Raw genomic sequence first — 25604 nt, 5'->3', positions numbered from 1 at the left:
AGATAACCACTTAGAAAAGAGGGGCTAGAAATGCGTTGGATACTAATAATTGTATTGGCAATCGCGTTAGAATTCTTTGTGCGTTTTTTAACAAAAAACATGGAAGATAAAAAGAAAAGGGAGAAACTGCTTGCGCTTATTTGGTTTGGATTTGGTGCGATTTTAGTTGTGGTATGGCTAATCGGTCGATTCCTATAGATGGCATGTATAGAGAAACTTAAGGAAATCTTCATAATCACGCTAAGAGAATCTTCATGATTAGGGTTCATTATTAAGGGAATGAACCCTATCGACTGAAAAGGCGGGAAAAGATGAAGAAATTAATTTTTATACTAGTGCTAGTTATACTTAGCGTAACGGTTGTATTAAAAACGAAGGAAGCAACCCCGGAAATAGTAGAGTTAAATGTTGCTGCGAAAGCAATCATTCTAATAGATGCCGAAACAGGGAAAGTGATTTATGGAGAAAATAGTGCAGAATCGTTACCAATCGCAAGCATGTCCAAAATGATGACACAGTATCTTGTCCTAAACGCCGTCAATAGCGGCACGCTGTCATGGGATAGTACATACAATCCAAGTGAAGCAATTCAAAAAGTCATGGGGAAATCCGCAGCGGTCAAACTTGGGATGACTGAAGGCAATACTTATTCATTGAAAGAACTGTTTACTGCCATGACTGTAAACTCCGCGAACGATGCTGCAATGGCGCTAGCCGAAATGGTTAGTGGAACCGAAGAAGCGTTTGTTGAATTGATGAATAAACAAGCCAACAGTTTCAGATTGAAAGAGACAACGTTCTTCAATGCGAGCGGCCTGGATGGCGATTACATTGGCAAAGGACCTGAACAAACGAATCGTGCATCTGCCCGTGATGTTGCAGTCATTGCACAAAAGCTGATTGCCAAATATCCTGAAGTGCTCGACTTTACAAAGATGGCGAGTTTTAAAACAAGTGACGGCGCTACATTGTGGAGTACAAATTTAATGTTGGCAGGTATGCCACAAGCAATGCCAGGGATTGATGGATTGAAAACTGGTTACACAGATCAAGCTGGATCCTGCTTTGTCAGCACTGGCGTATTTGACGGGCGACGAATTATCTCGGTCGTCATGGATGTTGAAGCAAATGGCGAAGATACGACGACCCCAAGATTCGATCTAACTAGAGAGCTGATTGAGAAATTAGTTATGGAATAATGGGGAGAAATCAAATTTACTGAAAAGCAAACTCAATCATCAATCCAAAAAAATCAAGAAGAGTAGCCCTGCCACCCATGGAAGGGCTATTTTGATTGGCGATTTTAAGGCGCACATCATGATATACTGTTGTTACAAAATTGAAAAAAAGAGGCGATAAACATGATGGATAAAACACAAGTCAATGAATGGATAACAAAATTACCGCTCATCGAGCAGATGGTAGCGCGTGAAGAAGTATTGTGGCTCAATCCCTTAATCGAATCGTCAACAACAGGCCTTGTGAAAACAGGCGTGACAGCAGCAGACGTGAAAGACGCATCTGATCGTCTAAAGCGTTTTGCACCGTACATCGAGCTCGTTTTTCCGGAAACAAAAGCATCTAATGGCATTATTGAATCGCCGATTACCGCCATACCCAATATGAAAGATGCGCTTTCCAATGCATACGGAACAACAATTAAGGGAGAGCTACTCCTGAAAGAAGACAATGCACTTCCCATTTCAGGTTCTATCAAAGCACGTGGTGGTATTTATGAAATACTAAAACATGCCGAAACACTTGCGATTGAACATGGATTGATAACGACAGAAGGGGACTACAGTAAATTTGCAGAACCTGAATTCGGTAACTTGTTTGCTAAACATAAAATTGCTGTTGGCTCAACAGGGAATCTAGGTCTCAGTATCGGCATCATGAGCGCTAAACTAGGTTTCAATGTCACAGTTCATATGTCTGCAGATGCAAAGCAGTGGAAGAAAGACATGCTGCGTGAAAAGGGTGTAACGGTCGTTGAATACGCGGACGACTATAGCAAAGCTGTTGAAGAAGGACGTCGTCAGGCAGATGCAGATCCTTTATGTCATTTTGTCGATGATGAAAATTCACTCGATCTGTTCTTAGGTTATGCAGTGGCGGGAGAACGCGTTGCAGACCAGTTGAGAGCTCGAGGTACAATCGTTACTGAAGACAACCCACTTTACGTTTACCTGCCATGCGGTGTTGGTGGAGGACCTGGAGGTGTAGCGTTTGGATTGAAGCTCGCTTTCGGTGACGCAGTGAGTTGTTTCTTTGCAGAGCCAACACATTCCCCGTGTATGATGCTTGGCATGATGACCGGTCTTCACGATAATGTTTCCGTTCAAGACTTCGGGCTCGACAATAAAACAGCCGCTGACGGACTTGCGGTTGGCACAGCATCTGGTTTTGTCGGAAAAACGATGGAACCTTTACTAGCTGGCTGTTACACAATAGCAGACGGAACAATGTTCAAGTTATTGAAGCTACTTGCAGATACAGAAAGCATTCGACTTGAACCATCTGCACTTGCGGGGATGACTGGCCCGATACAAGTCATTAACAAGAATATTCCAGGCGCAAATTCCTTAAACACAACTCATCTCGTGTGGGGAACAGGCGGTAGTATGGTGCCCGAATCTGAAATGAATCTGTACTATGGGATGGCGGAAATGGAAGGGAAATGAACGGGAAATAATTCGAGCTATTTCCCGGGAAATGGACAGTATTCGGGAAATAATTGCAGAAAATAAAAAACCTCACAGAAGTGTGAGGTTTTTTAGGTTTGTATGGGATTTACTGCATCTCCTTATGTGAAAACGGACATTTACCTTGAATCGGTTCCACGTCATCGCCAATGAAAAACTGTTTCCATTCATTATGCTCCGGATCTCCAAAATGACTGATGTCGGGGTGTTTCGGAAGCTGGTCCCAAACTTCTACGCGTTCGCGTACCTTTTCACGCGACATCACACCGCCCTTTTCTGTTCCTTTCAGCCCTTCGAAGATTCGCCGCGGCTGGAAACCGAGCACCATCGCATTGCCAAGATCTCGCGTTTTCCGTTGCTTATAAGCTGGTGCATTGCCAAAAACAAAAATTGGTTCACCGTGGAAACGAAAATCCCATAAGTGGTGCGCAGGATCTCGGGGACTATCAGCAGGCCATTCAATGTCATCTGCCCCATGCAAATACTGTAATATTTCCCAGAACTGCATCCGGTAATCTTCTAAAGAGCCTTCATTTTTAAACGGTTCTACAAAAACGAAGAGACCATGTCGCTTATGCTCGGGGTTCTCGAATAGTGCTAAAAATGCCTTTAATGTCGCTGGCAAGTTGGACCAGTCGTCTTGTGTCACATATCCATAACGCAATTCACCCTTTAACTCTCCACCCATACCGAAATAACAAGGAAACGATTTGTCTGTCACCGTTTCATGGAATGTTTGGTATTCTTTCAACAACCAATCAGGTAAATCCGTTCGCTCCGCAAAATCCTCTTTTGTCAATAAAGCATTATCTAACTGAATCATTGTTTCTCCCCCAATCTACTAATTCTTTAATCTTTCACCTTCCCTCTAGTTACAGAAATTAAACAAAAAATGTTTGAAAATGAAGCATTAGGGAAACGTATAGAAGACGAAAATATAGAAAATGAAAAAATCAATTGGAGGAACGATGATGAATTCCCCTATAGAAGATACCGCGACAACTCAATGCAATACTGAATATGATACGCTTCTCCGTGTCATCCTATGTCAGCCGAAATTTATGGCTATTGAAGAAGTCATCAATGACGTACAGAAAAAGTACGAAGATGAAAATATAAACATTGAATTAGCCATGAAACAGCATAACGAATTTGAAAAACTCCTTAAAGCGCATGGAGTGGAAGTCATTAAATTGCCTTCATCCGAAAAGTTTCCAGAGCAAGTTTTTACCCGAGATATCGGTTTTACTGTGGGTGAAGATATTTTTGTAGCAGAAATGGCAAGTGATATACGCAAAGGGGAAGAGGAAGCACTTGAGGAATGGCTGGACGATGAAGATATTTCGTTCCAAACCACTACGAGTCAAGTTGAAGGCGGCGATGTCATTGTAGATCGCGGCACGCTGTTTGTCGGTATTAGCAGTCGAACTTCGATTGAGGCCGCTGAGAAACTAAAGGTGGATCTACCGGATTACACCATTATCCCTGTCCCTTTTAATGAGAAGTATTTACATCTCGATTGCGTATTTAATATCCTTTCACCTGAAGTCGCGCTGATTTTCAGAGAAGCGTTTGACCAGAGAATTATTGACTATCTTGCAGAAAACTATAAACTGATTGACGTTTCCGAAGAAGAACAATTCACAATGGGCACAAACGTCCTATCCATTGGGGACAAAAAAGTGTTCAGTCTCCCACAAAACAAACAAGTCAACGCTCAAATCCGTGCACATGGTTTTGAAGTCATCGAAGTCGAATTCGATGAAATTATTAAATCCGGCGGCTCTTTCAGGTGTTGTTCAATGCCTGTCAATCGAGAATAGAATTGATGAAAAACCTCACAGCAGTGTGAGGTTTTTGTATGTCCGGTTTTCATATTATTTTGCTAATCACCGTATTTTCATCTTAGGAGTTTTGCTTCAGCTTTCAAGCAAATTCCCTTGCGCTGGAATCGGATGTTCTTTCAGCATTCTGGCTAGATGGATTGTATTATAAGCAAGCATTTCAACATGTTTTTTAGTGAAATCATTCGTTTGCCCGGCGGCAATATAAGATGGACCAGGTCCTGCTTCGCCAACCCAATATGTATCGACATTTGGAGGGATGACAAACCCCATATGCGATAACCCATATAGAATGGAAGCGGCGGCGTGCTTTGCTCCGTCCTCATTACCTGTCACAACGACGCCACCCACTTTATTGTAATAAATGGCTTGTCCTTCCTCATTGGTCTCTCCGCTGCTTCCATACAATCTCTCAATGGCAAGCGTTGCAATACTACTTTTTTCCCCAAGCCAAAGCGGTGTCCCGATAATAAGAATATCCGCCGCCTTTACCTTTTCAAACAGTTGCGGCCACTCATCACCATCGCCCATATCAGGACTCATTCCGTAGGGAATTGTGTAATCCGTTAATCTAATGATTTCTGTTACCACATTTTCGTTGTCAAAAATTTGGCAGACCTTCTTCGCAAGGGCCTCCGTATTTGATTCCTCCTCAGAACTTTTCAATGTCGCATTCAAAATAAGTGCTTTCAACGCTCCCATCAAAATCCTCCTCTTTCCACCAATTTGTCTTCTACTCAACTAGTACCCTATGAAACCAAACAAAAACGTAAACAAATTGGCAATCTAATTGAAACGCTCACTAATCAGCGCACCTCTTGAAAGGCTGTACTTGACCTTTACTTAGCCAAAGTGCATATTGGAACTATACATTTCGAATCACATTGTACGTATTTTATATGGATAACTAGACATTGTGGTAGGGAGGAAATCGGAAATGGATGCTACCGATAAAAGAATTTTAGAGCTGCTTATAGCCAATGGACGTCTTTCTTACGTGGATATAGGTAAAGAACTTAATTTATCACGTGTTGCCGTACGTGAAAGGGTTCATAATCTCCAAGACAATGGGGTTATTGAGCGCTTTACAGTCGTCGTGAATAGTGAAAAAGTGGGGAAGGGTGTTTCAGCATTCTTCGAAGTGGACTGCGAACCCGCGTCCCTAGTGAGCGTTGCACAGGCGCTCGCCGACAATCCCTCTGTTGCTAGCTGTTATCAAATGACTGGCCCATCAACGCTTCATATGCACGTATTAGTTAATGACTTTACCGACCTGGAGAAGTTCATCAATGAAGAACTATATGCACTTGATGGAATAACGAGAGTGGAGAGTCATATCTTACTTCGGAGATTTAAAAGTCGTGCGGGCTTGAAATTGTAAATCGGACGGAAAAAAACCTATTCTCGTATAGGTTTTTTTATTTTGTGAATCGAAATAGCTATAAGTTTTATAAAAACCATGTATTGCTTTAACTGAATCTTTGTTTTATACTCGTGACAACCATATTTATAACATTTGTTAAGTGAAATTTGGTTTTTGATTAACAAATGGTTCAATAATGCACGATTTAGCAGAAAATAAAATTACCCGAGGAGGGCTTTCATGGATCACTTATATCATCCGTTCCAATCACAGCGACATACAGGATTTGCTCGAAAAGGAATGGTCGCTACATCACAGCCACTTGCAGCGAATGTAGGATTAGCCATTTTACAAAAAGGAGGCAATGCCATTGATGCTGCAATTGCAACAGCGGCAGCACTCACTGTCGTCGAGCCAACTTCAAATGGCATAGGGGGCGATGCGTTCGCACTGGTCTGGGTGAAGGATAAATTGTACGGACTAAATGCATCTGGACCTGCACCATCGACATTAACGGTGGAAGCAGTTAAAGCACTGGGTCACGATAAGATGCCGACTTACGGGATGGTTCCAATTACAGTGCCTGGAACGCCCGCCGCGTGGGCAGAACTGTCACGCAGGTTTGGAAAGCTGCCTTTGAAGGAAGTGCTGGAGCCGGCCATTCGTTATGCAGAAGAAGGTTTCCCACTCACACCTATCCTCGGCAAGTACTGGGAATCAGCCTATAAAGAGTTTAAAAAGCAATTCAGCGGAGATGAGTTCAATGCTTGGTTCGAAACGTTTGCACCAGATGGCCGTGCACCTAAAATAGGTGAAATGTGGTCTTCTCCAGGTCATGCAAAGACACTTCGAGCCATTGCGGAAACTGAAGCACGTGATTTTTATGAAGGTGAAATTGCCGATGAGATTGATACATTCATGAAAAAACATGGCGGCTTTTTATCAAAAGAAGACCTTGCTACATACAAACCGGAATGGGTTGAACCTATTTCAGTGAACTACAAAGGTTATGATGTATGGGAAATCCCTCCAAATGGCCACGGGGTGGTAGCACTTATGGCGTTAAATATTTATCAGAAACTGAGTAAACCTGAGTGGCAATCTGCTCAATCGATTCATGAACAAATTGAAAGTATGAAACTAGCATTCACAGATGGCAAGGCATTCATTACAGAAGAAGCGGATATGCCAGTCGAAACAGCACACCTGTTATCAAACGAATATGCTGAAAAACGGGCAGAGTTGGTTGGTGATGAAGCGATTGATCCAGAGCCGTACGAATTGCCGAAGGGAGGAACCGTATACCTCGCGACAGCAGACGAAGAAGGGAATATGGTATCTTTCATCCAATCCAACTACATGGGCTTTGGCTCGGGTGTTGTTGTTCCAGGAACAGGGATTGCATTTCAAAATCGAGGACACGACTTTTCGCTCGATGAAAACCATCCGAACGTTCTGAGACCAGGTAAACGATCCTATCATACAATCATTCCTGGTTTCCTCACAAAAGACGACAATGCGGTTGGTCCATTTGGTGTAATGGGAGGCTATATGCAGCCACAAGGTCATTTCCAAGTAGTCGTAAACACAATCGATTACTTGCTAAATCCCCAGGCGGCGCTTGATGTGCCTAGGTGGCAATGGACAGAAGCGAAAAAAGTGCGAGTGGAGCCAGAGTTCCCGAATCACTTGGTGCAGGCACTTAGTAGAAAAGGCCATGAAGTGACAGTCTCAATTGATGGCGGAGGTTTTGGACGTGGTCAAATCATATGGCGAGACCCAGAAACAGGCGTACTTCAGGGCGGAACTGAATCTCGTACGGATGGGGCGCTAGCAGCTTGGTAAAAGTTAACGAGACTACCCGAAGTGTCGAGAAAACGGCCGTTTCTGGAAAATGGAAGCTACAAAAAGATTTATTCGCCGCCTTTTGCAGAGTAGGCTTATTGGGTTTTGGTGGAGGACCTTCTGCAATTCCATTGTTCCATCAAGAAGTTGTACGCAAATACAAGTGGATGGATGAAGACGAATTCAGCGACACACTTGCGCTTGGAAATACAATGCCTGGACCGATTGCGACAAAGTTGGCTGGGTATATTGGCTACAAAGTGGGCGGTAAATTAGGTTGTCTCAATGCCATAATTGCCTCTGTAATCCCAACGTCTTTAATGATGATATTGTTAATTGGCATTTTGCAGACATACAAAGACATTCCATGGGTAAAAAACATGTCCGCTTCTGTTGTGCCAGTCGTGGCAGTTATGCTTGGCATACTAGCTTGGGATTTTGTCAAAAAATCCGGCGATACGCTTGGTTGGAAAAAGGCATTAACGATGTTGGTCGCCGCGGGGATTTTATTGGAAGCATTGAATATACATCCTGCATTTGTTATATTGCTCGTTCTAATATTCATCTTCCTTCCAATTCGAAATAGGAGGGGAAAAGCATGATTTATTGGCAACTGTTTCTTGCGTTTTTCATACCTGGAATACTAGGGTACGGGGGCGGACCGGCTAGCATTCCGCTCGTGGAAAACGAAGTCGTCGGTACTTATGGGTGGATGGACACCCAAGAGTTCAGTGAGGTCGTCGCTATCGGGAATTCCTTGCCGGGACCCATTGCGACGAAAATGGCTGCATCCGTCGGTTATTCAGAAGGCGGTATCCTAGGAGCGGTGGTCGCTTTATTCGCTTCCGTTGCACCTTCTTTATTATTGATGATCGGATTAATGGCAATTCTCATGAAATACAAAGACCATCCCAAAGTGAAAAGTATAACGAAGTTTGTTCGTCCAGTCATCGCCATTCTTTTGTTATTCATGACTCTCCAGTTTGTGGAGACAGCGGTCGAAGGGGTAGGGTTTCTACTCACCGGCGGCATCGCTCTGGCAAGTTTCTTGATGCTTCAAAAGTGGAATTGGCATCCAGCTTTCGTTATCATGCTAGCGCTAGGTTTTGGTGCAGTGACGGGGATTGATTGGTAATAGATCATTGTAAAAGCGTTCTTTAAAACGTCTAGAACCTTGTTATTGTAATAAACTCGGATAAACTGAAACGCATAGAAAAACGCCATTGCTGACACTACATCAGCAATGGCGTTTTCTTGTTTGTAATAGAGTATTGATACCAAAAGTAGTGTATTACTCGCGCTTAGAAGCCGTAGTGCTTGAACCTTCATACGCGACGAGTGTAACCCCTAATTTAGTCTCAAGGGCAAGTAGTTCCTCCAATTGTTCAACGTCCAAATCTGCTACTTTAACTTTATCCAATGCCATTCTATCTCTCCTTTCCACTTAAACGTATTGTCTCCGCTTCAAACGGCAATATACATGGTGAAGTGGAGAGTTGCATTAGGGGCGTGATGCATCAAACTCATCCCGCGCCTTCTTCACGATCTGCTTCAACTCATCTTCCGGAACATCCTTCAAATAGTAAGCCACTGCAGCCTTCCCAATCGCATACGTTCCGCCACTCGCGATACTTGCACTAATGGCAGACCCCGCACCCGGCAACACCAGATTCGCGAACTTACTGCCTTGCTGCGCAATCATTCGTAACGTAAAACCAGTCGCCCCAATTCCGCCAATTGAAACCAGTAGCTCCCTTGCCGTTTTAAACTCCAAATCGCGGCCAGACAAATAGGCAATGATCATCAGAAGGACGGTCTGTAGCGATAGAAGAACAGCGATATCCGTCGCGATAATCGGACTCAGTGCAACTGTCGCGGAAAGTGCCGAAAACACTTTAATGAACCGCAGCGCAATCTTTTCAGAGATTTTATTCATGCGTATCGTCATACCGAGGTGAATGGCTGCCCGTATGTCGATACTTTGTTCCAAAAAATCCAGCAGTTCCTCAATGCCATAACGGCCGTCAAATTCAATCGTCAACGCACGGCGCTCAGCTTCAGACAACTCATCAGGGTTCCGATTCCATTCGATATAAGAAGAAACAGGAATAATTGCCTCCACCTGCGCATCACGCGCTTTGAAGATACGTTGCAGCTGCGCTTTCTTCTCCTCCACCAAGTCCAGCTTGCCCTTCGGATAATCCGCGGGGTCTTTCGCGCGAGAAGGATTCAGCTCGTCGACATGCGTAAGTATGCCAACCATCGGCAAATCATATCCCACATTCAGCATGATCTTTTTAGCACTATCCACGTCAATATCGATATGCGCCCGCTCCGTCGCTTTCTGCAAAAACAGAATCGCATCCGGCCGAAATTCCTTAATAATAGCCGTAAGCTCAGCTTCAGCCGACTTGGTAAACGACTCCGATTCACCGATCCCACGCGTGTCAATGACTTCAAAATACACCTGACCATCCGATTCATATGTAAAGCGTCGCGCTTCCTTCGTCCCAATCTCAACGTCGCTCACTTCCGCAAGATATCTCCCACTCATCGCATTGATCAAACTACTTTTACCGACACCCGTCCTGCCAACCAACACAAACCGAGGCGGCCGGGGATCTTTCAAACCTTCCAGCAGTTTGTTCAAATCCTTATCATCTAGCAATACATCCATCAATTTCTCCTGCTGCGTACCCGACAACAAATTACCCGGGATTTTAGCAAGCAATTCCTCCAAGTAATTGTTCAAGTTTCCGATATGATTCATACGTTTCTGCATCTCTTCGAATTGTGGATTCATGAGGGCTAAAACTCCTTTGCGACATAGTTACTAGTTCTTTACCCGTTTTGGGGTGATTTTAGTCTGAATGAGTTCCTAAAACAATACGGTTTAAAAAGCAATGATAGGGGGATCGGAAGCATATAGATAGAAATGAAGGCAGAGGAGAATCTATTATGAAACTAACGATCAAGTATGATATCGGAGAAACGCTAGTCCAAGTGATCCATGATGATGGAGAAGTTGTTGTTAAAAGAGGAGTTTGGCTAGAAGGGGAAGGCCTTTGTGCGATTTATGATTTAGATGAAAATTGGTTTCCTTATGTCAGTACAATAAGTGAGGATTTAGGCCATATGCTTGCGACTCGATGTGTGAATGTAGTAGAGATCGAGTATGACAATAAGGTTTATACTGAAATATAATTGATTCGTAGCTCCGTGCCGTGCGAATTGTTCCTGAATCAGAATAGAAAAATCGCCTTGAAGAGAAGTATTTTAAAGGAGTGAAAAAATTGGAGTTCAAAAGTGTGTCTATTCAATTACTGGACGGTAGCGGAACGATTGTTGTTCAAAACGCAATACTGGTAGAAAGTGATAGGGTCTGTGCAATTTACGATATGGACGAAGAGGATTTTAAATTTATCTATTCAACACTTATCGAATTAAACACGATTCTCGCCACTCAAGACCTTCGCATGAAAGATTTGGAAGAAGATGAACGTTTCTGTTCTGAATGTGGGGTGGCAATGGATGAAGGGTTTGTTTTTGAATCTGATGCAACATTATATTGCAGCGAAAAATGTCTGACGAAAGTAATTACATGGGATGAATACTTAGCGATTCATGACAATGGGAATGGTGATGCTTATTGGACGGATTGGTATGACAGTTGAGGATATATGGCATACAAAGGCATATGGGAAATGAAACTCTTAGGTAAAATTAAATATATAAATGGAAACTATATGGTATGATTTATTTATATTATCAGATAAATGTATTGAGGATTTCAATTATGAAAATAAAAACTAGAATAGGTGATTAAAATTAAAAAAACAGTACACGTAGTTGGAGCAATTATTGAAAATGTCAACAATGAAATCCTTTGTGCACTACGAGGACCAGAAATGACCTTACCGAATTACTGGGAGTTTCCAGGTGGAAAGATTGAAAATGGCGAAACAAAAGAAGAGGCTCTGAAAAGAGAAATTCAAGAAGAGCTAGGATGTGTGATTGAAGTATTTGATCACGTTGAAGATACAACATACGAGTATGAAAAGGTTATCGTAAGGCTAGAGACGTTCATGTCGAAAATTATTTCTGGAACTCCAACGCTTTCGGAACATGCAGAAATAAAATGGATTTCACGAGAAGAGTTACCGTCACTAAACTGGGCGCCTGCCGATATTCCGGCAATTGAAAAGTTAACGAATCTAATCCCGAAGAAATAAAATAGCGAAGAGATGCGGTGATTATATGGAAAGTTTTTTAAGGAATTTAAATGACTCGCTGCAAGAGGGCTTCATCGACAAAAACCAAAGCAACTCCGGTAGTTTTAAACCAGAACTATTAATCAATAATGTAAAGAAAAATATAAACGTATTAAACACACTTCAGGAAGAACTTGAGACGAGTGAAGACTTCATATTTTCAGTAGCTTTTATTACTGAAAGCGGTTTGGCTACGCTGAAAACTTTATTTTTAGATCTAAAAGAAAAGGGCGTTAATGGACGAATATTAACCTCTACATATTTATATTTTAATCAACCAAAAGTGTTTAAAGAGCTTATGAAATTAACAAATGTGGAAGTACGCTTAACGCAGTTAAAAGGTTTTCATTCCAAAGGTTATATCTTTAAACATAAAACACATTATTCTCTGATTGTGGGTAGTTCCAATCTAACTGCGCATGCTTTGAAAGTGAATTATGAATGGAATGTGAAATTGACGTCCCATGAAAACGGCGATATTGTTCATCATTTTAAAAACCAGTTTGAGGATGTATGGGCAGATTCTGATCTATTAACGGAAAAATGGATAGAAAATTACGAAGTAGAATACATAAAAAATGCAGATCTTAAACTAGCTGAGCAAGTGATTGAGATGCCAGCAAATTATAAACCAAATGCAATCGAAGAATCTGTAAAAATTGTCCCGAATGCAATGCAAAAAGCAGCGTTATTACAAATACAGGCGGTTCGTGATGAAGGAAAAGATAAAGGGTTAGTTATTTCTGCAACAGGTACCGGGAAAACGTATTTGTCTGCATTTGATGTTCGAAGTTTTGCACCTAAGAGAATGTTATTTATTGTTCATCGGGAGCAAATTTTAAACAAAGCAAAAGATGATTTTCAAAGAATTCTCGGAGGAATCAATGAAGAGTTCGGATTATATGTAGGTGCTAGCAAACAATTAGATAAGAAATACCTTTTTGCTAGTATTCAAACGCTGTCAAAACAAGAAAACTTAGATCAATTTGATCCTAAGGATTTTGATTATATTCTAATAGATGAAGTACATAAAGCTGGTGCTGCTTCTTATCAGCGAGTCATTAACCATTTCAAACCACAATTTCTAATGGGAATGACAGCTACCCCGGAGCGGACGGACGAGTTTAATATCTACGCACTGTTTGATTACAATATTGCTTACGAAATAAGGCTGCAGGAAGCACTTGAAGAGGATATGCTTTGTCCATTTCATTACTTTGGCGTGTCGGACCTTGAGTTAGATGGAGTATCAGTCGATGATACAGCCGTTTTCACAAAGCTAGTTACTGACAAACGTGTAAATCACATTATAGAGAAAATTGGTTACTATGGTTTCTCAGGAAATGAAGTAAAGGGCTTAATGTTCTGTAGCCGAAAAGCTGAAGCTAGGGAATTGTCTATTGCGTTGAACAGTAGAGGGTTCCGAACCGTAGCATTAACAGGTGAAGATTCACCAGAGGATAGAGAACGCAGGATAAACCAATTAGAAAATGGGGTTCTTGATTATATTTTGACGGTGGACATTTTTAATGAGGGAATTGATATTCCTAGCATAAATCAAGTAGTAATGTTAAGACAAACTCAATCAAGCATTATTTTCATTCAACAGCTCGGACGTGGATTACGTAAGCATGAGTCAAAAAACTACGTGACGATTATCGACTTTATCGGTAACTATAAAAACAACTATCTAATTCCGGTTGCACTGTCAGGGGACAAGTCCCAAAACAAAGACAATGTCCGTCGTCGGACTAAGGACACAAGCTATATTAAAGGTGTGTCAACAGTGAACTTTGAAGAAATCGCTAAAAAACGTATCTTCAGTTCTATCAATGAAAGCAATTTGACCGCACTGAAAATTTTACGAGATGCCTATGTAGAATTGAAAAATAAAATCGGCAAAGTTCCTTACCTATATGATTTTGTAACGAATCATTCCATCGATCCCGTTGTCATTGCAGAAAAACATACGAACTATTATCAGTTTTTATTAAAGATGAAGGAAGAAGTTCCCGCTTTAACGAACTATGAAGTTAAAGTGTTAACAATGCTCTCGTTAGAAATATTAAATGGAAAACGTCTACATGAGGTTTTATTGCTAGAACAATTGATGCAACAGGAAAAGATTCGTCATGATGCTTATGTGAGTTTATTATCCGCAAATAATTGTCGGACAGATGAAGCGACGATGGATTCAGTAAAGCGAGTCTTAAATTTATCGTTTTTCACAACAAGCGTTCAAAATAAGTATGGCGGAAAGCCGCTAATCACGGAAGATGAAGATCAAAATTATACGCTAAATGAATCGATTCGTAACGCGTTAACAAGTAATCCTTACTTTGAAGAGCTAGTTCTAGACATTATTCATAGTGCAAAAGCGAAGTCAAAACTATATGAATGCAATCGGCAGCTCACGCTTTATGAAAAATACTCCAGAAAAGATGCTTGTAAGCTCCTAAATTGGAATGCAGATGAAAGTTCAACAATGTATGGATATAAGCCGAAGCATAATACATGTCCCATCTTCATTACTTATCATAAGAATGATGAAGTGGAATCCAGTGTGAATTACGGCGACGAACTCTTAAATCCGGAATTACTTAAGTGGTATACAAGAAGTAATCGATCATTGAAGTCGCAAGAAGTTCAGAAAATCATTCATTCAGACGACAATGAAATTGATATTCATATCTTCGTGAAAAAAGATGACGACGAAGGAACCGATTTTTATTACCTGGGACAAGGTTATCCCGATAAGTCCAGTGTTGAAGAGGGTAGGATGACTGATAAGGATGGCAAAGTCCTTCCGGTTGTTCATATGAATATGGTGATGGAACAGGCTGTGGAGAGTAAGCTTTATCATTATTTAATAGAGGAATGAAAATATGGATTCTGCTTGTGATAAGGGGAACCGTATCATAAGTAAGAGAGGTTTTTTAGAAATTATATAGTTAATTTTCAAGGCAGGTTAATTAAATAGTCTGTTCTTTTATTTTGTTTTTGGTAAAATAGAAATATTAAAGAAAAAATTAACAAATAGGGGTGGGGTAAAATTTATGTTGAATTGGGAAAGTCTGTTGTTAGGCGAACGGCAAAGGAAGTCCGAAAGTAAAAACCTTCCTCATAGAAATGAATTTGACAAAGATTATGAGCGAATTATATATTCTTCGTCTCTAAGAAGGTTACAAGATAAAGCACAAGTATTTCCATTACAAAATAATGATTTTACAAGAACTAGGTTAACACATTCTTTAGAGGTAGCCTCTTTGGGAAGATCATTAGCGTGGAATATAGGAGAATGGCTAATTCAAAAAGAAGTATTTAAAGATTTTGCAAAGGCTAAGGAGTTAGCCTCATTAGTAGAAGTATCATGTTTAGTACATGATTTAGGCAATCCACCATTTGGACATTATGGTGAAGATATTATTCGGACGTGGTTTGAAGGCTGGTTTAATTCTGATATCTATGAATCAGCTAGTGAAAAATTTGAAGAATTAACTGAACAACAGAAATACGATTTTCTTTTTTTTGAAGGAAATGCGCAGGCAATACGAATTTTAAGTAAATTACAATTTTTAAATGATGAGTATGGAGCTAATTTCACTCTGGCAACATTAGGGACATTAATGAAATATCCGTGGGCTTCTAATGATGAAAAAAATAAATCTCGTAAGAATAAGAAGTTTGGATACTTTTATTCGGAAAAAGAATTATTTATGGAAATCAAAAATAAAATAGGTATTGATGGATGTAGACATCCTGCGACCTATATTTTAGAAGCAGCAGATGACATTGCTTATTTAACTGCAGACATTGAAGATGCCGTGAAAAAGAAAGTTATAAACTGGGATAAGGTTTATAAAGATATAAAACATGAATTTGAAGAGATGTATCCTAAGGAATTTATAAAACTAGAAGAATTAAGAAAAAAGGCTTTATTAAATGAAGTACCTAATAAAGATTTAATAAATGTTCAAAACTTTAAAGTATATATTCAAGGGATATTAATATTTGCGGTAGTAAATAGTTTTAAAGATAATTATGACTCAATTATGGAAGGTACTTTTGAGGGAGATTTACTATCCAATTCTACGGCAAGAACTCTTTCGGAAAAACTGGGAAATGTTGCTTTTGAATATGTATTTTCTGATAAGGAAGTTCTAACTCTTGAATTAGTCGGGGATAGAGTAATATCTGACCTGTTAAATTTATTTGTTAACGCTGTTGTTAACGTAGATGGTTTAACAAAAACTAAAACAAAACATGAAAAGTTAGTCCATTTAATTTCAGAGAACTTTAGGCATATTCAACGAGTTTCTAAAAAGGGCGAGCCAACAGTGGAATTTAAAGATTTAACATTGTACAATAGACTTCAATTAGTAACGGATTTTATTTCAGGCATGACTGACGGATACGCTGTAAATTTACATCAAGAACTATTAGGAGTGAAATTACCGTAGTTATAAATTTTGAGGGGGATTTAAGATGAGTAGATATGAAGAAAATATAAAAAATCAATTAATTTATTTACTTGGAAAAGATTCTAATACTCTCAACTTCATTGAAGAATTAACTAATGTAGGAGATTTATTGTTCTTTGGAGGTTCGATAAGAGATATCTGTTTGTTTCCAGACAATCCCCCTCTTCCTAGAGATTTTGATATAGCAATAAATTTTAAAGATAAAAGTGAATTTGAAGTAATTATAAGGAAATATGATAATAAAAAAAATAGATTTGGTGGATACAAATTTAAAGTAGCAAATATTGAATTTGATGTATGGGATTTAGAAAATACATGGGCATTTAAAAATACAAACTTGCAAGCAAGCGAAGAAAATTTAGCAAAGTCCGTATATTTAAATATAGACGGGATTGTATATAACTTTAATAAATCTAAAATATATGATGAGTTATTTAGAACTTCTATAAAATCTTGTAAATTAGATGTTAATTTAGAAGCAAATCCTCAAGTTGAACTGAATTTACTAAGAGCACTTGTATTTAAAGATAAATATAAAGAAGAATATAAGCTTGATTTTTCAAGTAAGCTTAAAAGTATTTTCAAGAAACATTTAGAGGATGAATCAGCAGAATTAGTAAATAATCTTTATGACTTACAATGTACGCATTATAAGAAAGATTATTTATCAAAAGAAAAAATAAAATATGACTTACAACATATTTAAACCGTACTTCGACTAGTTACGGTGAACCGTACCATAAAAAAATGCAAAAAGCCAACCACGTATGGTTGGCTTTTTGTACGTTAATCTATTTGTTCTTTTACTGGTTTGAAAATTGATAATAAGAAAATTACTAAACCTACAACACCAATTCCTAAAATTGTGTTGAAGGAAGCGGCAGTATAGAAGCCGCTACCGAAGTAGAAAATTTCACGTAAACCTTCCGAGGTAAATCGGATTGGCACCCAAGGGCGAATGAAGTTTACGAAGAAACTTGGAAGCATTTCTTGTGGCGTCATTAGAACACCCATACCTAATAGCATAACGACCATGAATAACGTAATGGCTGGTTTGCCAATCCATGCAGTAATAGCTGATACTAATAAGTAGAAATAGAATGCCGCAAACGATACAAAGAAAGCCTAAGAGGTAGCTTGGCATGTTAATACCAGCGATCTGTGCAAGCGTTGCAACAGTAAAGCCTGAGAATAGGGCAATAATAATGCCGAATAATACTTGGCCACCAATTAGGCCTAATTTTTGTTTACGTGTTAACATTTCTTTCTTAAAGATGCTTGATGTTGCTAAAAACACGATGAAACCACCGATTAACGCACCTACCCATGCAGGCACGGCCAATAGGGTTGGCGCACAACATCCATTACATTAATAAAGCCTTTCTAATTAAAAATGAAAGGAAAAGTAAATGTAACGAAAGCTGCCCAAAGTACGTAGACAGGCAAATACTTAGTAACCGCATCTTGGATGGGCGAAGGTCCGGTCTTGCTTTGTAGAAAACGCATATAGGAGACCATAATCCAAATAAGATTTCCCCAGATTAGTATGTTTACGCCTAAAACAGCAAGTCTGTTTGGGGTAATCCCATAAGAAGAAAGTCTGAACACTATGGCTGACAAAGCCACACTGTCAATGATAAGAGCAAGAACGATTAGGGCGAAATTTATATAATCGGAAATGTTCTTTTTCTCGTCTGTGCCGCTTTCGGTAATTGAAAATATGGTAACTGCCAAGACACCAAGGAGTATTCCGTTAAATGCTATCAGGAAATTTCTGTCCAAGAATGGATTTTTTTCGACCCAAATAACCGTTATAAGATAGACCAACAAAGTGGCCAGGACAAGAGGACTAAAAATTTTAGCGATATATGGTGTAATATTCTTAGCAAGTTTAAGATTCATCGATACCAGGTAGGTAGCCACAATAGCGAGGGCGGCAGCACCAAATAACACAACATTTCTAAAATAGAAGTCTTCTATATCCAAATCGACAAAGCTAAACAACTGCATAGTCAATGCTGCTAACAGCATTCCGCTAATGGCCATGCTGGCGTAGAGTATGCAAAGTTCCAAATTGAATTTAAGATAGGCTAATCTTGTGCTGCCTATACCATATTCATTTCCTGTAAATGCTAGCCCTATCAATCCCCATAAGAATATGGGAAGGTGTAAATAAGCAAGGATAGTACTGTCATTAACATTTAATGGCAGCATATTAAGATACAAACCAGAGATTAGGAACATCAATGCAAGTGTGTAAAGAACCTTTTTATGAGGTTTATTTTTGTATACAAAATAAACTGCAATAAAAGGAAGAATCCCAAAAGCAAGGTTAATTGGGGCAATTGCTTGCTGTTCGACAAAATGGAAAATGATCCTGGTGCTTATCCCGGCCAGAATGGCTAAAATGCCCATGAATAGGAAACCTTTCTGAAGCAAGGAAGCTTTCTCTGTATGTGCCGTCTCCTTGAAATTCAATCTTTCATACCAAGCAGCAAGAACCGGCGAATCAGGGTTTTGTTCCCAGGCGTGTGAGAATGACTTCTTAAAAGCTTTGGGGTCTTCTCTAAACATTCTCTCCAGCTCACGGGGGTTAGCAATATTTTTACTAATCGAATTGTCGATTTCCACGGTTATACCTCCTCTAATAATTGTCATACTAAGTCCTACTTTCCTTTCCATTTTTCAATATAGAAAGGTTAGCCATTGATTACACCTCATATCGTTTAATCATTTTTGGTTTCATATAAGCGATTCACATATATATGGTATGTTTCATTTTAATACATTATTTATTGTTTATCAATAAATATTTATTAATTTTAGCGATATTATTGTTGTTAAAGTATGATTTAGACGAAAATATAAAACATTACTCATTACAGATATAGCTTTAAACTATTTAATTTAAGATTTATGCAACTAACTTGTCTGTTACTTCCATAATGGATAAGGACTTAACTGGAATTAAACTTTTGAGGAATAAAAGATGAATTCAAGATAAAATTGAAGTCTATGAAGAAAGAAAAACAGAAAGTCAAAATAAACGTTAGGTGCATCACGGGGAACCCTATCATAAATAAGTGAGGTTTTTTGCTTCAATAATTAGTAATTAAAAATGCTAAAGATAGCTCTGAATTGTTTAGAAAGGGAGGTTAAATGAATCATTAACCCACGGGGGCTCCATACAAGTAACAGACCAACTTAACAATTCCAAAAACCATTATAAACAGCCATGCCAAAACAAACATATAATTATATAACAGGTAGTTCCCACAAGTATATTTGTGATAAGGGACTGCCTTTTTTGTATAAGCATTCATTCATGTAATTGCATATAGATTAATTTTGCTGGAAAGGAGGAAATTCGTTTGAAGAATAAAAGCGAAATCATGAGGATCATTCAGCAATTGGATTATCATATTGCAGATGATTTTGAAGCGCAGGACTTAGACTTTAAGCAATGGAATTATAGTGCTTTGGAGGAAAACGTCAATAAAATGATTAAATATGCGGTTTGTATGGCAAATGGCGGTGGGGGCAGCGTTGTTTTCGGCGTGGCCGACAAAGTGCGGGGAATGGACAATGTTTTATTAGGGATCCCATTTGATGTAGATATAGAAGAATTACAAAAAAGGGTCTATGAAAATACGGATCCACACATAAATGCTTCATTTGATGAACTCTTTTATAATGATTATTCAACCCGGCTCTTGGTTATGAATATTTTGCCGGAAACACCTCCTTATACAATAAAGGGGGGCACAGCAAGCATTAGGCAAGGAAAAGCGTGTCTGCCTTACAGGAACAATTCGTAAGGATCGCCTTATTTAGGGCCCCATATTTTTTATTTTACAGCGCTTATGAAAATAAAGTTGTATTATTATGCATTACTTGTTATAATTATAACAACATTAAGACATTGTAGGTATAGGAGAGATTGCTATGGAAAGAAAAAATATTATTATCATAGGTGCTGCAGGAAGAGACTTTCACAACTTTAATACGTATTATCGCGGGAATGAGGCATTTAATGTTGTTGCTTTTACAGCGGCACAAATTCCAGATATAGATGGACGAAAATATCCAAGCGAATTAGCAGGTGAACTTTACCCAGAAGGAATTTCGATTTATTCACAAGATCAATTACCAGAGCTGATTAAAGAGCTACAAGTGGATGAATGTATTTTTGCGTATAGTGACATTCGTTACGAAGATGTAATGAGCATAGCTGCGATTGTCAATGCAGCGGGTGCTAACTTCACATTGCTAGGTCCAAACAGCACGATGTTAAAAAGCAATAAGCCCGTCATTTCTGTTTGCGCCGTGCGAACTGGAACTGGAAAAAGCCAAACGTCGAGAAAAGTGATCGAAACGCTACTGAAGCATGACTTAAAAGTTATTGTAGTAAGACATCCGATGCCTTACGGCGATTTAAATGCACAACGTGTTCAGCGTTTTGCCACAGTTGAGGATTTAAAGAAACATAATTGTACAATTGAAGAAATGGAAGAATATGAACCACATGTAGCACGAGGAAATATTGTGTATGCTGGCGTGGATTATGCAGATATTTTGGCTGCAGCTGAAAATGATCCAGATGGCTGTGACGTTATTTTATGGGACGGGGGAAATAATGACTTCTCATTCTTCAAGCCTGATTTAGCTGTTACTGTCTTGGACCCACATCGCCCAGGTCATGAATTGAAATACTATCCTGGCGAAGTATGCCTAAGAACAACTGATGTGGCCATCATTAACAAAGTGGATAGTGCACCAGAGGAAGCCGTTCAAATCGTCGAAAATAATATTAAATTCGCAAGTCCAACTAGCACAATCATTAAAGCTGAATCCAAGATTACAGTCGATTTTCCGGAGAGAATTGTTGGAAAACGCGTGTTAGTCGTTGAAGATGGTCCGACGTTGACACACGGAGAGATGAAACTTGGCGCAGGTACAGTTGCGGCAGAACGTTTAGGTGCGGCGGAAATCATTGACCCACGTCCATTTGCGGTAGGTACACTAGCTGACACGTTCAACAAGTACCAACATATTGGAAACGTGATTCCAGCGATGGGCTACGGCGAACAGCAATTGAAAGATCTTGAAGAAACGATTAATAATGCTGACTGTGATGCAGTGATTATTGGCACACCAATCGATTTAACACGCATCATTTCGATTAATAAACCGTGTACACGAGTACACTACGATTTAGACGAAATAAGCGGTCCGAACTTAAAAGGTATTTTGAAAGATTTTATCCAAGAACATAAACTGGTGTAATAAACATCCGGTGTCTCATAAACAATTAGAAAGACTAGCGAACCAGTTGCTAGTCTTTTTTAGGTGGCGGTGCAAGATATCATTCAATTCATACAATGAACCTCCCGCGACTGAAGTCACGGGTGTTCTTGGCTTAATCATAAACCGGAAATTAAATGATTTGTTTGTCGTTTTTCCTTGCACAGGCACCGATAACTTAGGTATCCTTCATTAAAGGAGCTGTCAATTATGCTTATTCGTTGTACGAAGAAACTTTTAGTTGAACTCAAAGTCGAACCTGAAACAGTTGAAGAGGAAAATTCACTTTTCTCTTGGCATGCAAATATAATCGTGGTCAATCGTAAGAAAGTGGTTGTGTTAGTGAATGATCATAATCGTTATGCCGTTGTGTTGTACGGCCTGAAAGCAAAAGACTTTAAGAGGTTCAACGAGATTGCCTTGCAAGGAATCCGTGAAACCTTCCAGGGAGAAGGGATATCGGACAAGGTGATTGACCAGTATTTACTTCATACTGGTGAAGTTTCCATTAAGAAAACAAAGGATCGGACTTCTGTGGCAAGGATGAATAAGGCTTGTGATAATGTATACTTCCTTGATGATTTATGGGATGTAGATTCTATTTTTCAGCCGGACATGGGTATCAGAATCAGCGCTTTTCTAGTTGGAGATGGGAAAAAAAGCTATATTCAACCGAATGAAGAGATGTATAAGGATCTTACCCTTTTTGCAGGTCAATCCATTTTTGAAGAGAAAGCAGCAATTTTAAAAGTGACACTTAAGCTTGAAAACCGTCAAGTATGGCGGCGACTTGTGGTCCCTGTAAATAAAACATTTAACCAATTGCATCAAATTTTACAGACGGCCTTTGGATGGCTAGATTACCATCTTCATGATTTTCACGTTTATGGTAAGGCGGTCAATGCAGGGAATCACATCATTGAAGGACATAAAGAAATAAACCACAAACCAATTATTAATCTTGTTTGTGACCAAGAGGCTTTTTCTTATCCAGGGGAAGTAAGCATGAAGCATGAAAAAGGCGTTTAGCTATCGGAATATATCCCTGCATACGAAAAACTGACTTACAATTATGATTTTGGTGATGACTGGAACCATGATATCGAAGTTGAAAGTATGGTAGAGAACTATGATTTCAACTATCCTGTTTGTTTGGAAGGTGAAGGGAATACACCGCCAGAAGATGTAGGCGGTGAGTATGGTTATGAAGAATTCCTCAAGATTCTTGCTAACCCCGACCACCCAGAGTATGAGCATATGGTTGAGTGGGGACGGATGCAGCGTTATCAGGATTTTGCAATTGACTCTATAAATATAGAGTTGAAGAGATTTTAAGGGGATAAATCTTCAGACGCACTAAGCGAATTTATAGTACTCGCGCAAGAAATTACAGTGAAGTTTCAACTATAGGAGGCGAGAACATGAAAAAGACATGGGAAGTAATGCACGCTGGCCATAGTATTCGTGTAGAAAACACTTGGTTTGGCGGTGAAAAGCTGTTTGTTGACGGGGTTTTACAAGACCAACAAATAGGAATTCGGTTCAGTTCAAGACTATTCGGAAAGGTAGAGATTAAAGCCGACAAATATGAATATATAAAGGTTTCAATTGGTTCAATCGTGAAAATGCATTGTCAGATCTTTGTAGACGACCGCCTTATCTATTCTTCGATGTGAATGCACAAGTTGTCAGGTGGCTGTGCAGGGAAATTTAAGGCACCTTTTATACCATTATAAATATAGATTCGCAAAAAGGAATCGGAAACGAGTACAAATTATACTGTATTCGATTCCTACTTCAGGGAGGACTTTATGGGCTTTAAAGACGAATTTAAACGTGAGATGCGTAACCTAAAGAAAGACGTAGAAAAAGAAGTACATAAAACGTGGGAGATGGATTATAGAGGGCATCGTATTGAAGTTGTAAACCAGATGAAAGAAGAGTTACTTATCATTGATGGTATAACAGTTGATAGGAAAAAAAGAAAATCTTTATTTTCCCATATTATCCCGTATTCCAAGTTATCAGGGATACTTGATCTGGCAGATGGCACAAAGCATGTCATTTCCGTTAAACTCGGTGGATATGTACGGCTTAATTGTATTGTAAAAATAGATAATGAAACGGTTTTAGACGACTCCCTGAAGTTAGACTTTCTTCCATGGGATAATAAAGAAAAAATTGTTCCCTTTATTCAACAACAAATTCAAACGCACAACAAAATAGTAGATGATCATTTACCAGATGAAGAATATTTGTATGATGAAAATCATCCACGATTGGCTGCAGGTATGTTCGATAATGTTGCAGATGACATACCTACACCATTTTACGTGAAAAAACTACTGAAGCTTTTTGAAGAACAGCTAAATCACCCTTCAAACAAAACACGAAAAGGTACATACGAAAAAATTATTTTTGACAATATGGCTAACTACAGTGATGAATTCATTGAACGATTCCAGCAAGCTCAATTTGACGAATCCCGTGTACAACAAGAGGCATTATGGCTTCTAGAGCATGCAGCACATAGAGAGGTTGTAAAGTTTTCAATCACCGTACTTGGTTGTACGAATTGTGAAAAATATAAAGAGCTATTATTCACATTGGGCATGCATGAAGAATTTACACCCTTTGTCCTATTTGCATTGAAAAATGGCACAATGCGGGCAAACAACCAGGTTTGGCTACTTGCTCAGTCCGTCCATGGTTGGGGGAAGATTGCGGCTGTTGAACAATTGGAAGCAACGACGCCAGAAATAAAAAAATGGTTACTGACAAAGGGCTGCAGAAATATAATTATGGATGAGTATTTAGCCTATAGTTGTGCCGTAAAAGGAGAACTTGATGTAGCTCTATACGAAGAAGCGATTTCGAAAGAGCTATATGATGGAGCAGGTCTTATCATCCAAGCCCTTCTTAATGAGCGTGCTTCAGAAAGCATCGAAGACTATCCATATGCAAGCTTAGTTCTTTCGCGCTTCGTTTACCATGCGCGTACGCACTGTAAAACACTTGAGGATTTTTATCCGTTAATGAAAATAAGTGAATATTTAAATGCCGATGGTGAAGTTTGGGAAGAACGGTTTAACGATCAGTGGAAAAAACAAGAGTACGCTTCTATTCAGCAAGCGATTCAACCCTTTATAAATGAACCCAAATGGCCACAGCTTGTAATGGATGCATTACAGCAAGAATACAATATGAAAGCACTTGAAATCGCCCTCTTTTATCAATTAGACGTTACGCAGAATTTGTTTGATATGTTAGAGAAATATCCCACAAACAGTGAACTATATGTAGCGGTTATGGATACAAATAATCGTAAGTATATCGAAGATGTCTGCACATTTGCGGAAACACATTTATCGTTATCGAGTCTGTCAGATGAAGAACAACATTGTCTGCAATGCATTGTTCAAGATTTGTATGGGCACGAAGGAGTGGGATTACCACTGATTCAAGCTGCTCTTGCATCAGATAATGGGAGTTTGCAATACCATGCACTCAGTGTACTAGAAGGATGGTCTCCATCGATTTCGCAACAACCTGCTTTGCAAGAAAGTATTAAAAATATTGCAATTACCACAAAAGATAAAGAAGACCGCCAGCTAGCAAAAAGATTATTGAAAAAATAATAAAAGAGATGTATTCAGTATTTGTATATTTATCTAAAAAGAACTAAATTAATTTGGTATTCCTCGATTATAGGACTTGACTCTACTATGGAATAGAGTCTAATTTCATCGGGTATATTGACAAAACCTCACTTAGCTCCATCACGGGGAACC

The 25604-nt window shown here is 39.2% G+C and carries 24 protein-coding genes and 1 pseudogene; 19 read left to right on the top strand and 6 right to left on the bottom strand.

Annotated features, from left to right (window positions below; translation table 11 throughout):
* The first annotated feature begins 30 nt into the window (after nt 1-30).
* The 3 genes from AC25Y6_RS01220 (at nt 31) to dsdA (ending at nt 2684) form a co-directional block, all read left to right on the top strand.
* Nucleotides 31-198, top strand: a complete 168-nt coding sequence (locus AC25Y6_RS01220; RefSeq protein ID WP_482101738.1) for a hypothetical protein — start codon at nt 31-33, stop codon at nt 196-198.
* A 113-nt stretch (nt 199-311) separates the two neighbouring features.
* Nucleotides 312-1199, top strand: coding sequence for a D-alanyl-D-alanine carboxypeptidase family protein (locus AC25Y6_RS01215; RefSeq protein ID WP_488141795.1), 888 nt, complete (start codon nt 312-314; stop codon nt 1197-1199).
* A gap of 162 nt (nt 1200-1361) precedes the next feature.
* Nucleotides 1362-2684: a D-serine ammonia-lyase gene (gene dsdA, locus AC25Y6_RS01210; protein WP_488141794.1), complete on the top strand. Its 1323-nt coding sequence runs from the start codon at nt 1362-1364 to the stop codon at nt 2682-2684.
* Between the two features lie 109 nt (nt 2685-2793).
* Here the strand turns inward: dsdA and AC25Y6_RS01205 are convergent, their stop codons facing one another.
* Complete coding sequence (locus AC25Y6_RS01205; RefSeq protein WP_488141793.1) at nt 2794-3528, bottom strand: YqcI/YcgG family protein; 735 nt, start codon at nt 3526-3528, stop codon at nt 2794-2796.
* 148 nt (nt 3529-3676) lie between these two features.
* On the opposite strand from AC25Y6_RS01205, the gene AC25Y6_RS01200 reads away from it, so the two are divergent.
* A complete protein-coding gene (locus tag AC25Y6_RS01200) occupies nt 3677-4528 on the top strand; it encodes a dimethylarginine dimethylaminohydrolase family protein (RefSeq protein WP_488141792.1) in 852 nt (283 codons plus the stop codon).
* Between the two features lie 96 nt (nt 4529-4624).
* Here AC25Y6_RS01200 and AC25Y6_RS01195 read toward each other — a convergent pair whose 3' ends face one another.
* Nucleotides 4625-5251: a flavodoxin family protein gene (locus AC25Y6_RS01195; RefSeq protein WP_488141791.1), complete on the bottom strand. Its 627-nt coding sequence runs from the start codon at nt 5249-5251 to the stop codon at nt 4625-4627.
* 235 nt (nt 5252-5486) lie between these two features.
* On the opposite strand from AC25Y6_RS01195, the gene AC25Y6_RS01190 reads away from it, so the two are divergent.
* From AC25Y6_RS01190 to AC25Y6_RS01175, 4 genes are all read left to right on the top strand, one after another.
* Nucleotides 5487-5930 (top strand): Lrp/AsnC family transcriptional regulator, encoded by a 444-nt coding sequence (locus tag AC25Y6_RS01190; RefSeq protein WP_482104827.1) that lies wholly within the window; start codon nt 5487-5489, stop codon nt 5928-5930.
* A gap of 222 nt (nt 5931-6152) precedes the next feature.
* Entirely contained in the window at nt 6153-7757 is a 1605-nt protein-coding gene (locus AC25Y6_RS01185) for a gamma-glutamyltransferase family protein (RefSeq protein WP_488141790.1), read from the top strand.
* A 98-nt stretch (nt 7758-7855) separates the two neighbouring features.
* A complete protein-coding gene (locus tag AC25Y6_RS01180; protein ID WP_482104931.1) occupies nt 7856-8359 on the top strand; it encodes a chromate transporter in 504 nt (167 codons plus the stop codon).
* Nucleotides 8356-8892, top strand: a complete 537-nt coding sequence (locus tag AC25Y6_RS01175) for a chromate transporter (RefSeq protein WP_482101731.1) — start codon at nt 8356-8358, stop codon at nt 8890-8892. Before AC25Y6_RS01180 ends, AC25Y6_RS01175 begins: the two co-directional genes overlap by 4 nt.
* A gap of 156 nt (nt 8893-9048) precedes the next feature.
* Here the strand turns inward: AC25Y6_RS01175 and AC25Y6_RS01170 are convergent, their stop codons facing one another.
* Together AC25Y6_RS01170 and AC25Y6_RS01165 are read right to left on the bottom strand one after the other, a co-directional pair.
* Complete coding sequence (locus AC25Y6_RS01170) at nt 9049-9183, bottom strand: hypothetical protein (RefSeq protein ID WP_488141789.1); 135 nt, start codon at nt 9181-9183, stop codon at nt 9049-9051.
* Between the two features lie 75 nt (nt 9184-9258).
* Nucleotides 9259-10560: a GTPase gene (locus tag AC25Y6_RS01165; RefSeq protein ID WP_488141788.1), complete on the bottom strand. Its 1302-nt coding sequence runs from the start codon at nt 10558-10560 to the stop codon at nt 9259-9261.
* 155 nt (nt 10561-10715) lie between these two features.
* On the opposite strand from AC25Y6_RS01165, the gene AC25Y6_RS01160 reads away from it, so the two are divergent.
* The 6 genes from AC25Y6_RS01160 (at nt 10716) to AC25Y6_RS01135 (ending at nt 17215) form a co-directional block, all read left to right on the top strand.
* On the top strand, nt 10716-10961 hold the full coding sequence (locus tag AC25Y6_RS01160) for a hypothetical protein (protein ID WP_488141787.1): 246 nt from the start codon (nt 10716-10718) through the stop codon (nt 10959-10961).
* An 89-nt stretch (nt 10962-11050) separates the two neighbouring features.
* Nucleotides 11051-11431: a hypothetical protein gene (locus AC25Y6_RS01155; protein ID WP_488141786.1), complete on the top strand. Its 381-nt coding sequence runs from the start codon at nt 11051-11053 to the stop codon at nt 11429-11431.
* A 153-nt stretch (nt 11432-11584) separates the two neighbouring features.
* Entirely contained in the window at nt 11585-11989 is a 405-nt protein-coding gene (locus AC25Y6_RS01150) for a (deoxy)nucleoside triphosphate pyrophosphohydrolase (protein WP_488141847.1), read from the top strand.
* 25 nt (nt 11990-12014) lie between these two features.
* Complete coding sequence (locus AC25Y6_RS01145) at nt 12015-14909, top strand: DEAD/DEAH box helicase (protein ID WP_488141785.1); 2895 nt, start codon at nt 12015-12017, stop codon at nt 14907-14909.
* A 175-nt stretch (nt 14910-15084) separates the two neighbouring features.
* Nucleotides 15085-16488 (top strand): deoxyguanosinetriphosphate triphosphohydrolase, encoded by a 1404-nt coding sequence (locus AC25Y6_RS01140; protein ID WP_488141784.1) that lies wholly within the window; start codon nt 15085-15087, stop codon nt 16486-16488.
* Between the two features lie 25 nt (nt 16489-16513).
* Nucleotides 16514-17215: a hypothetical protein gene (locus tag AC25Y6_RS01135; RefSeq protein ID WP_488141783.1), complete on the top strand. Its 702-nt coding sequence runs from the start codon at nt 16514-16516 to the stop codon at nt 17213-17215.
* Nucleotides 17216-17295: 80 nt separating this feature from the next.
* Here AC25Y6_RS01135 and AC25Y6_RS01130 read toward each other — a convergent pair whose 3' ends face one another.
* Nucleotides 17296-17544: a hypothetical protein gene (locus tag AC25Y6_RS01130; RefSeq protein WP_488141782.1), complete on the bottom strand. Its 249-nt coding sequence runs from the start codon at nt 17542-17544 to the stop codon at nt 17296-17298.
* Between the two features lie 348 nt (nt 17545-17892).
* Nucleotides 17893-19140 (bottom strand): DUF4153 domain-containing protein, encoded by a 1248-nt coding sequence (locus AC25Y6_RS01125; RefSeq protein WP_488141781.1) that lies wholly within the window; start codon nt 19138-19140, stop codon nt 17893-17895.
* A 740-nt stretch (nt 19141-19880) separates the two neighbouring features.
* Between AC25Y6_RS01125 and AC25Y6_RS01120 the strand changes: the two genes are divergently transcribed.
* The 5 genes and pseudogenes from AC25Y6_RS01120 to AC25Y6_RS01100 all read left to right on the top strand — a co-directional run bounded on the left by AC25Y6_RS01120 (nt 19881) and on the right by AC25Y6_RS01100 (nt 25451).
* Nucleotides 19881-20327, top strand: coding sequence for an RNA-binding domain-containing protein (locus tag AC25Y6_RS01120; RefSeq protein ID WP_488141780.1), 447 nt, complete (start codon nt 19881-19883; stop codon nt 20325-20327).
* 127 nt (nt 20328-20454) lie between these two features.
* On the top strand, nt 20455-21795 hold the full coding sequence (locus AC25Y6_RS01115) for a cyclic 2,3-diphosphoglycerate synthase (protein ID WP_488141779.1): 1341 nt from the start codon (nt 20455-20457) through the stop codon (nt 21793-21795).
* A gap of 228 nt (nt 21796-22023) precedes the next feature.
* Nucleotides 22024-23148: pseudogene (locus tag AC25Y6_RS01110) on the top strand (plasmid pRiA4b ORF-3 family protein).
* Nucleotides 23149-23234: 86 nt separating this feature from the next.
* Nucleotides 23235-23489, top strand: coding sequence for a hypothetical protein (locus AC25Y6_RS01105; protein WP_488141778.1), 255 nt, complete (start codon nt 23235-23237; stop codon nt 23487-23489).
* Between the two features lie 135 nt (nt 23490-23624).
* Complete coding sequence (locus AC25Y6_RS01100; RefSeq protein WP_488141777.1) at nt 23625-25451, top strand: hypothetical protein; 1827 nt, start codon at nt 23625-23627, stop codon at nt 25449-25451.
* Nucleotides 25452-25604 lie beyond the last annotated feature (153 nt).

The organism is Sporosarcina sp. Y1004 (assembly GCF_057669665.1).
This window is presented reverse-complemented; position numbering and strand designations above follow the sequence as displayed.

Bases quoted from the DNA above. Each gene is read 5' to 3' on its own strand.
- AC25Y6_RS01220 (WP_482101738.1), top strand. From the start codon at position 31: ATGCGTTGGATACTAATAATTGTATTGGCAATCGCGTTAGAATTCTTT.
- AC25Y6_RS01215 (WP_488141795.1), top strand. From the start codon at position 312: ATGAAGAAATTAATTTTTATACTAGTGCTAGTTATACTTAGCGTAACG.
- dsdA (WP_488141794.1), top strand. From the start codon at position 1,362: ATGATGGATAAAACACAAGTCAATGAATGGATAACAAAATTACCGCTC.
- AC25Y6_RS01205 (WP_488141793.1), bottom strand. From the start codon at position 3,528: ATGATTCAGTTAGATAATGCTTTATTGACAAAAGAGGATTTTGCGGAG.
- AC25Y6_RS01200 (WP_488141792.1), top strand. From the start codon at position 3,677: ATGAATTCCCCTATAGAAGATACCGCGACAACTCAATGCAATACTGAA.
- AC25Y6_RS01195 (WP_488141791.1), bottom strand. From the start codon at position 5,251: ATGGGAGCGTTGAAAGCACTTATTTTGAATGCGACATTGAAAAGTTCT.
- AC25Y6_RS01190 (WP_482104827.1), top strand. From the start codon at position 5,487: ATGGATGCTACCGATAAAAGAATTTTAGAGCTGCTTATAGCCAATGGA.
- AC25Y6_RS01185 (WP_488141790.1), top strand. From the start codon at position 6,153: ATGGATCACTTATATCATCCGTTCCAATCACAGCGACATACAGGATTT.
- AC25Y6_RS01175 (WP_482101731.1), top strand. From the start codon at position 8,356: ATGATTTATTGGCAACTGTTTCTTGCGTTTTTCATACCTGGAATACTA.
- AC25Y6_RS01170 (WP_488141789.1), bottom strand. From the start codon at position 9,183: ATGGCATTGGATAAAGTTAAAGTAGCAGATTTGGACGTTGAACAATTG.
- AC25Y6_RS01165 (WP_488141788.1), bottom strand. From the start codon at position 10,560: ATGAATCCACAATTCGAAGAGATGCAGAAACGTATGAATCATATCGGA.
- AC25Y6_RS01160 (WP_488141787.1), top strand. From the start codon at position 10,716: ATGAAACTAACGATCAAGTATGATATCGGAGAAACGCTAGTCCAAGTG.
- AC25Y6_RS01145 (WP_488141785.1), top strand. From the start codon at position 12,015: ATGGAAAGTTTTTTAAGGAATTTAAATGACTCGCTGCAAGAGGGCTTC.
- AC25Y6_RS01140 (WP_488141784.1), top strand. From the start codon at position 15,085: ATGTTGAATTGGGAAAGTCTGTTGTTAGGCGAACGGCAAAGGAAGTCC.
- AC25Y6_RS01135 (WP_488141783.1), top strand. From the start codon at position 16,514: ATGAGTAGATATGAAGAAAATATAAAAAATCAATTAATTTATTTACTT.
- AC25Y6_RS01130 (WP_488141782.1), bottom strand. From the start codon at position 17,544: ATGGTCGTTATGCTATTAGGTATGGGTGTTCTAATGACGCCACAAGAA.
- AC25Y6_RS01115 (WP_488141779.1), top strand. From the start codon at position 20,455: ATGGAAAGAAAAAATATTATTATCATAGGTGCTGCAGGAAGAGACTTT.
- AC25Y6_RS01105 (WP_488141778.1), top strand. From the start codon at position 23,235: ATGAAAAAGACATGGGAAGTAATGCACGCTGGCCATAGTATTCGTGTA.
- AC25Y6_RS01100 (WP_488141777.1), top strand. From the start codon at position 23,625: ATGGGCTTTAAAGACGAATTTAAACGTGAGATGCGTAACCTAAAGAAA.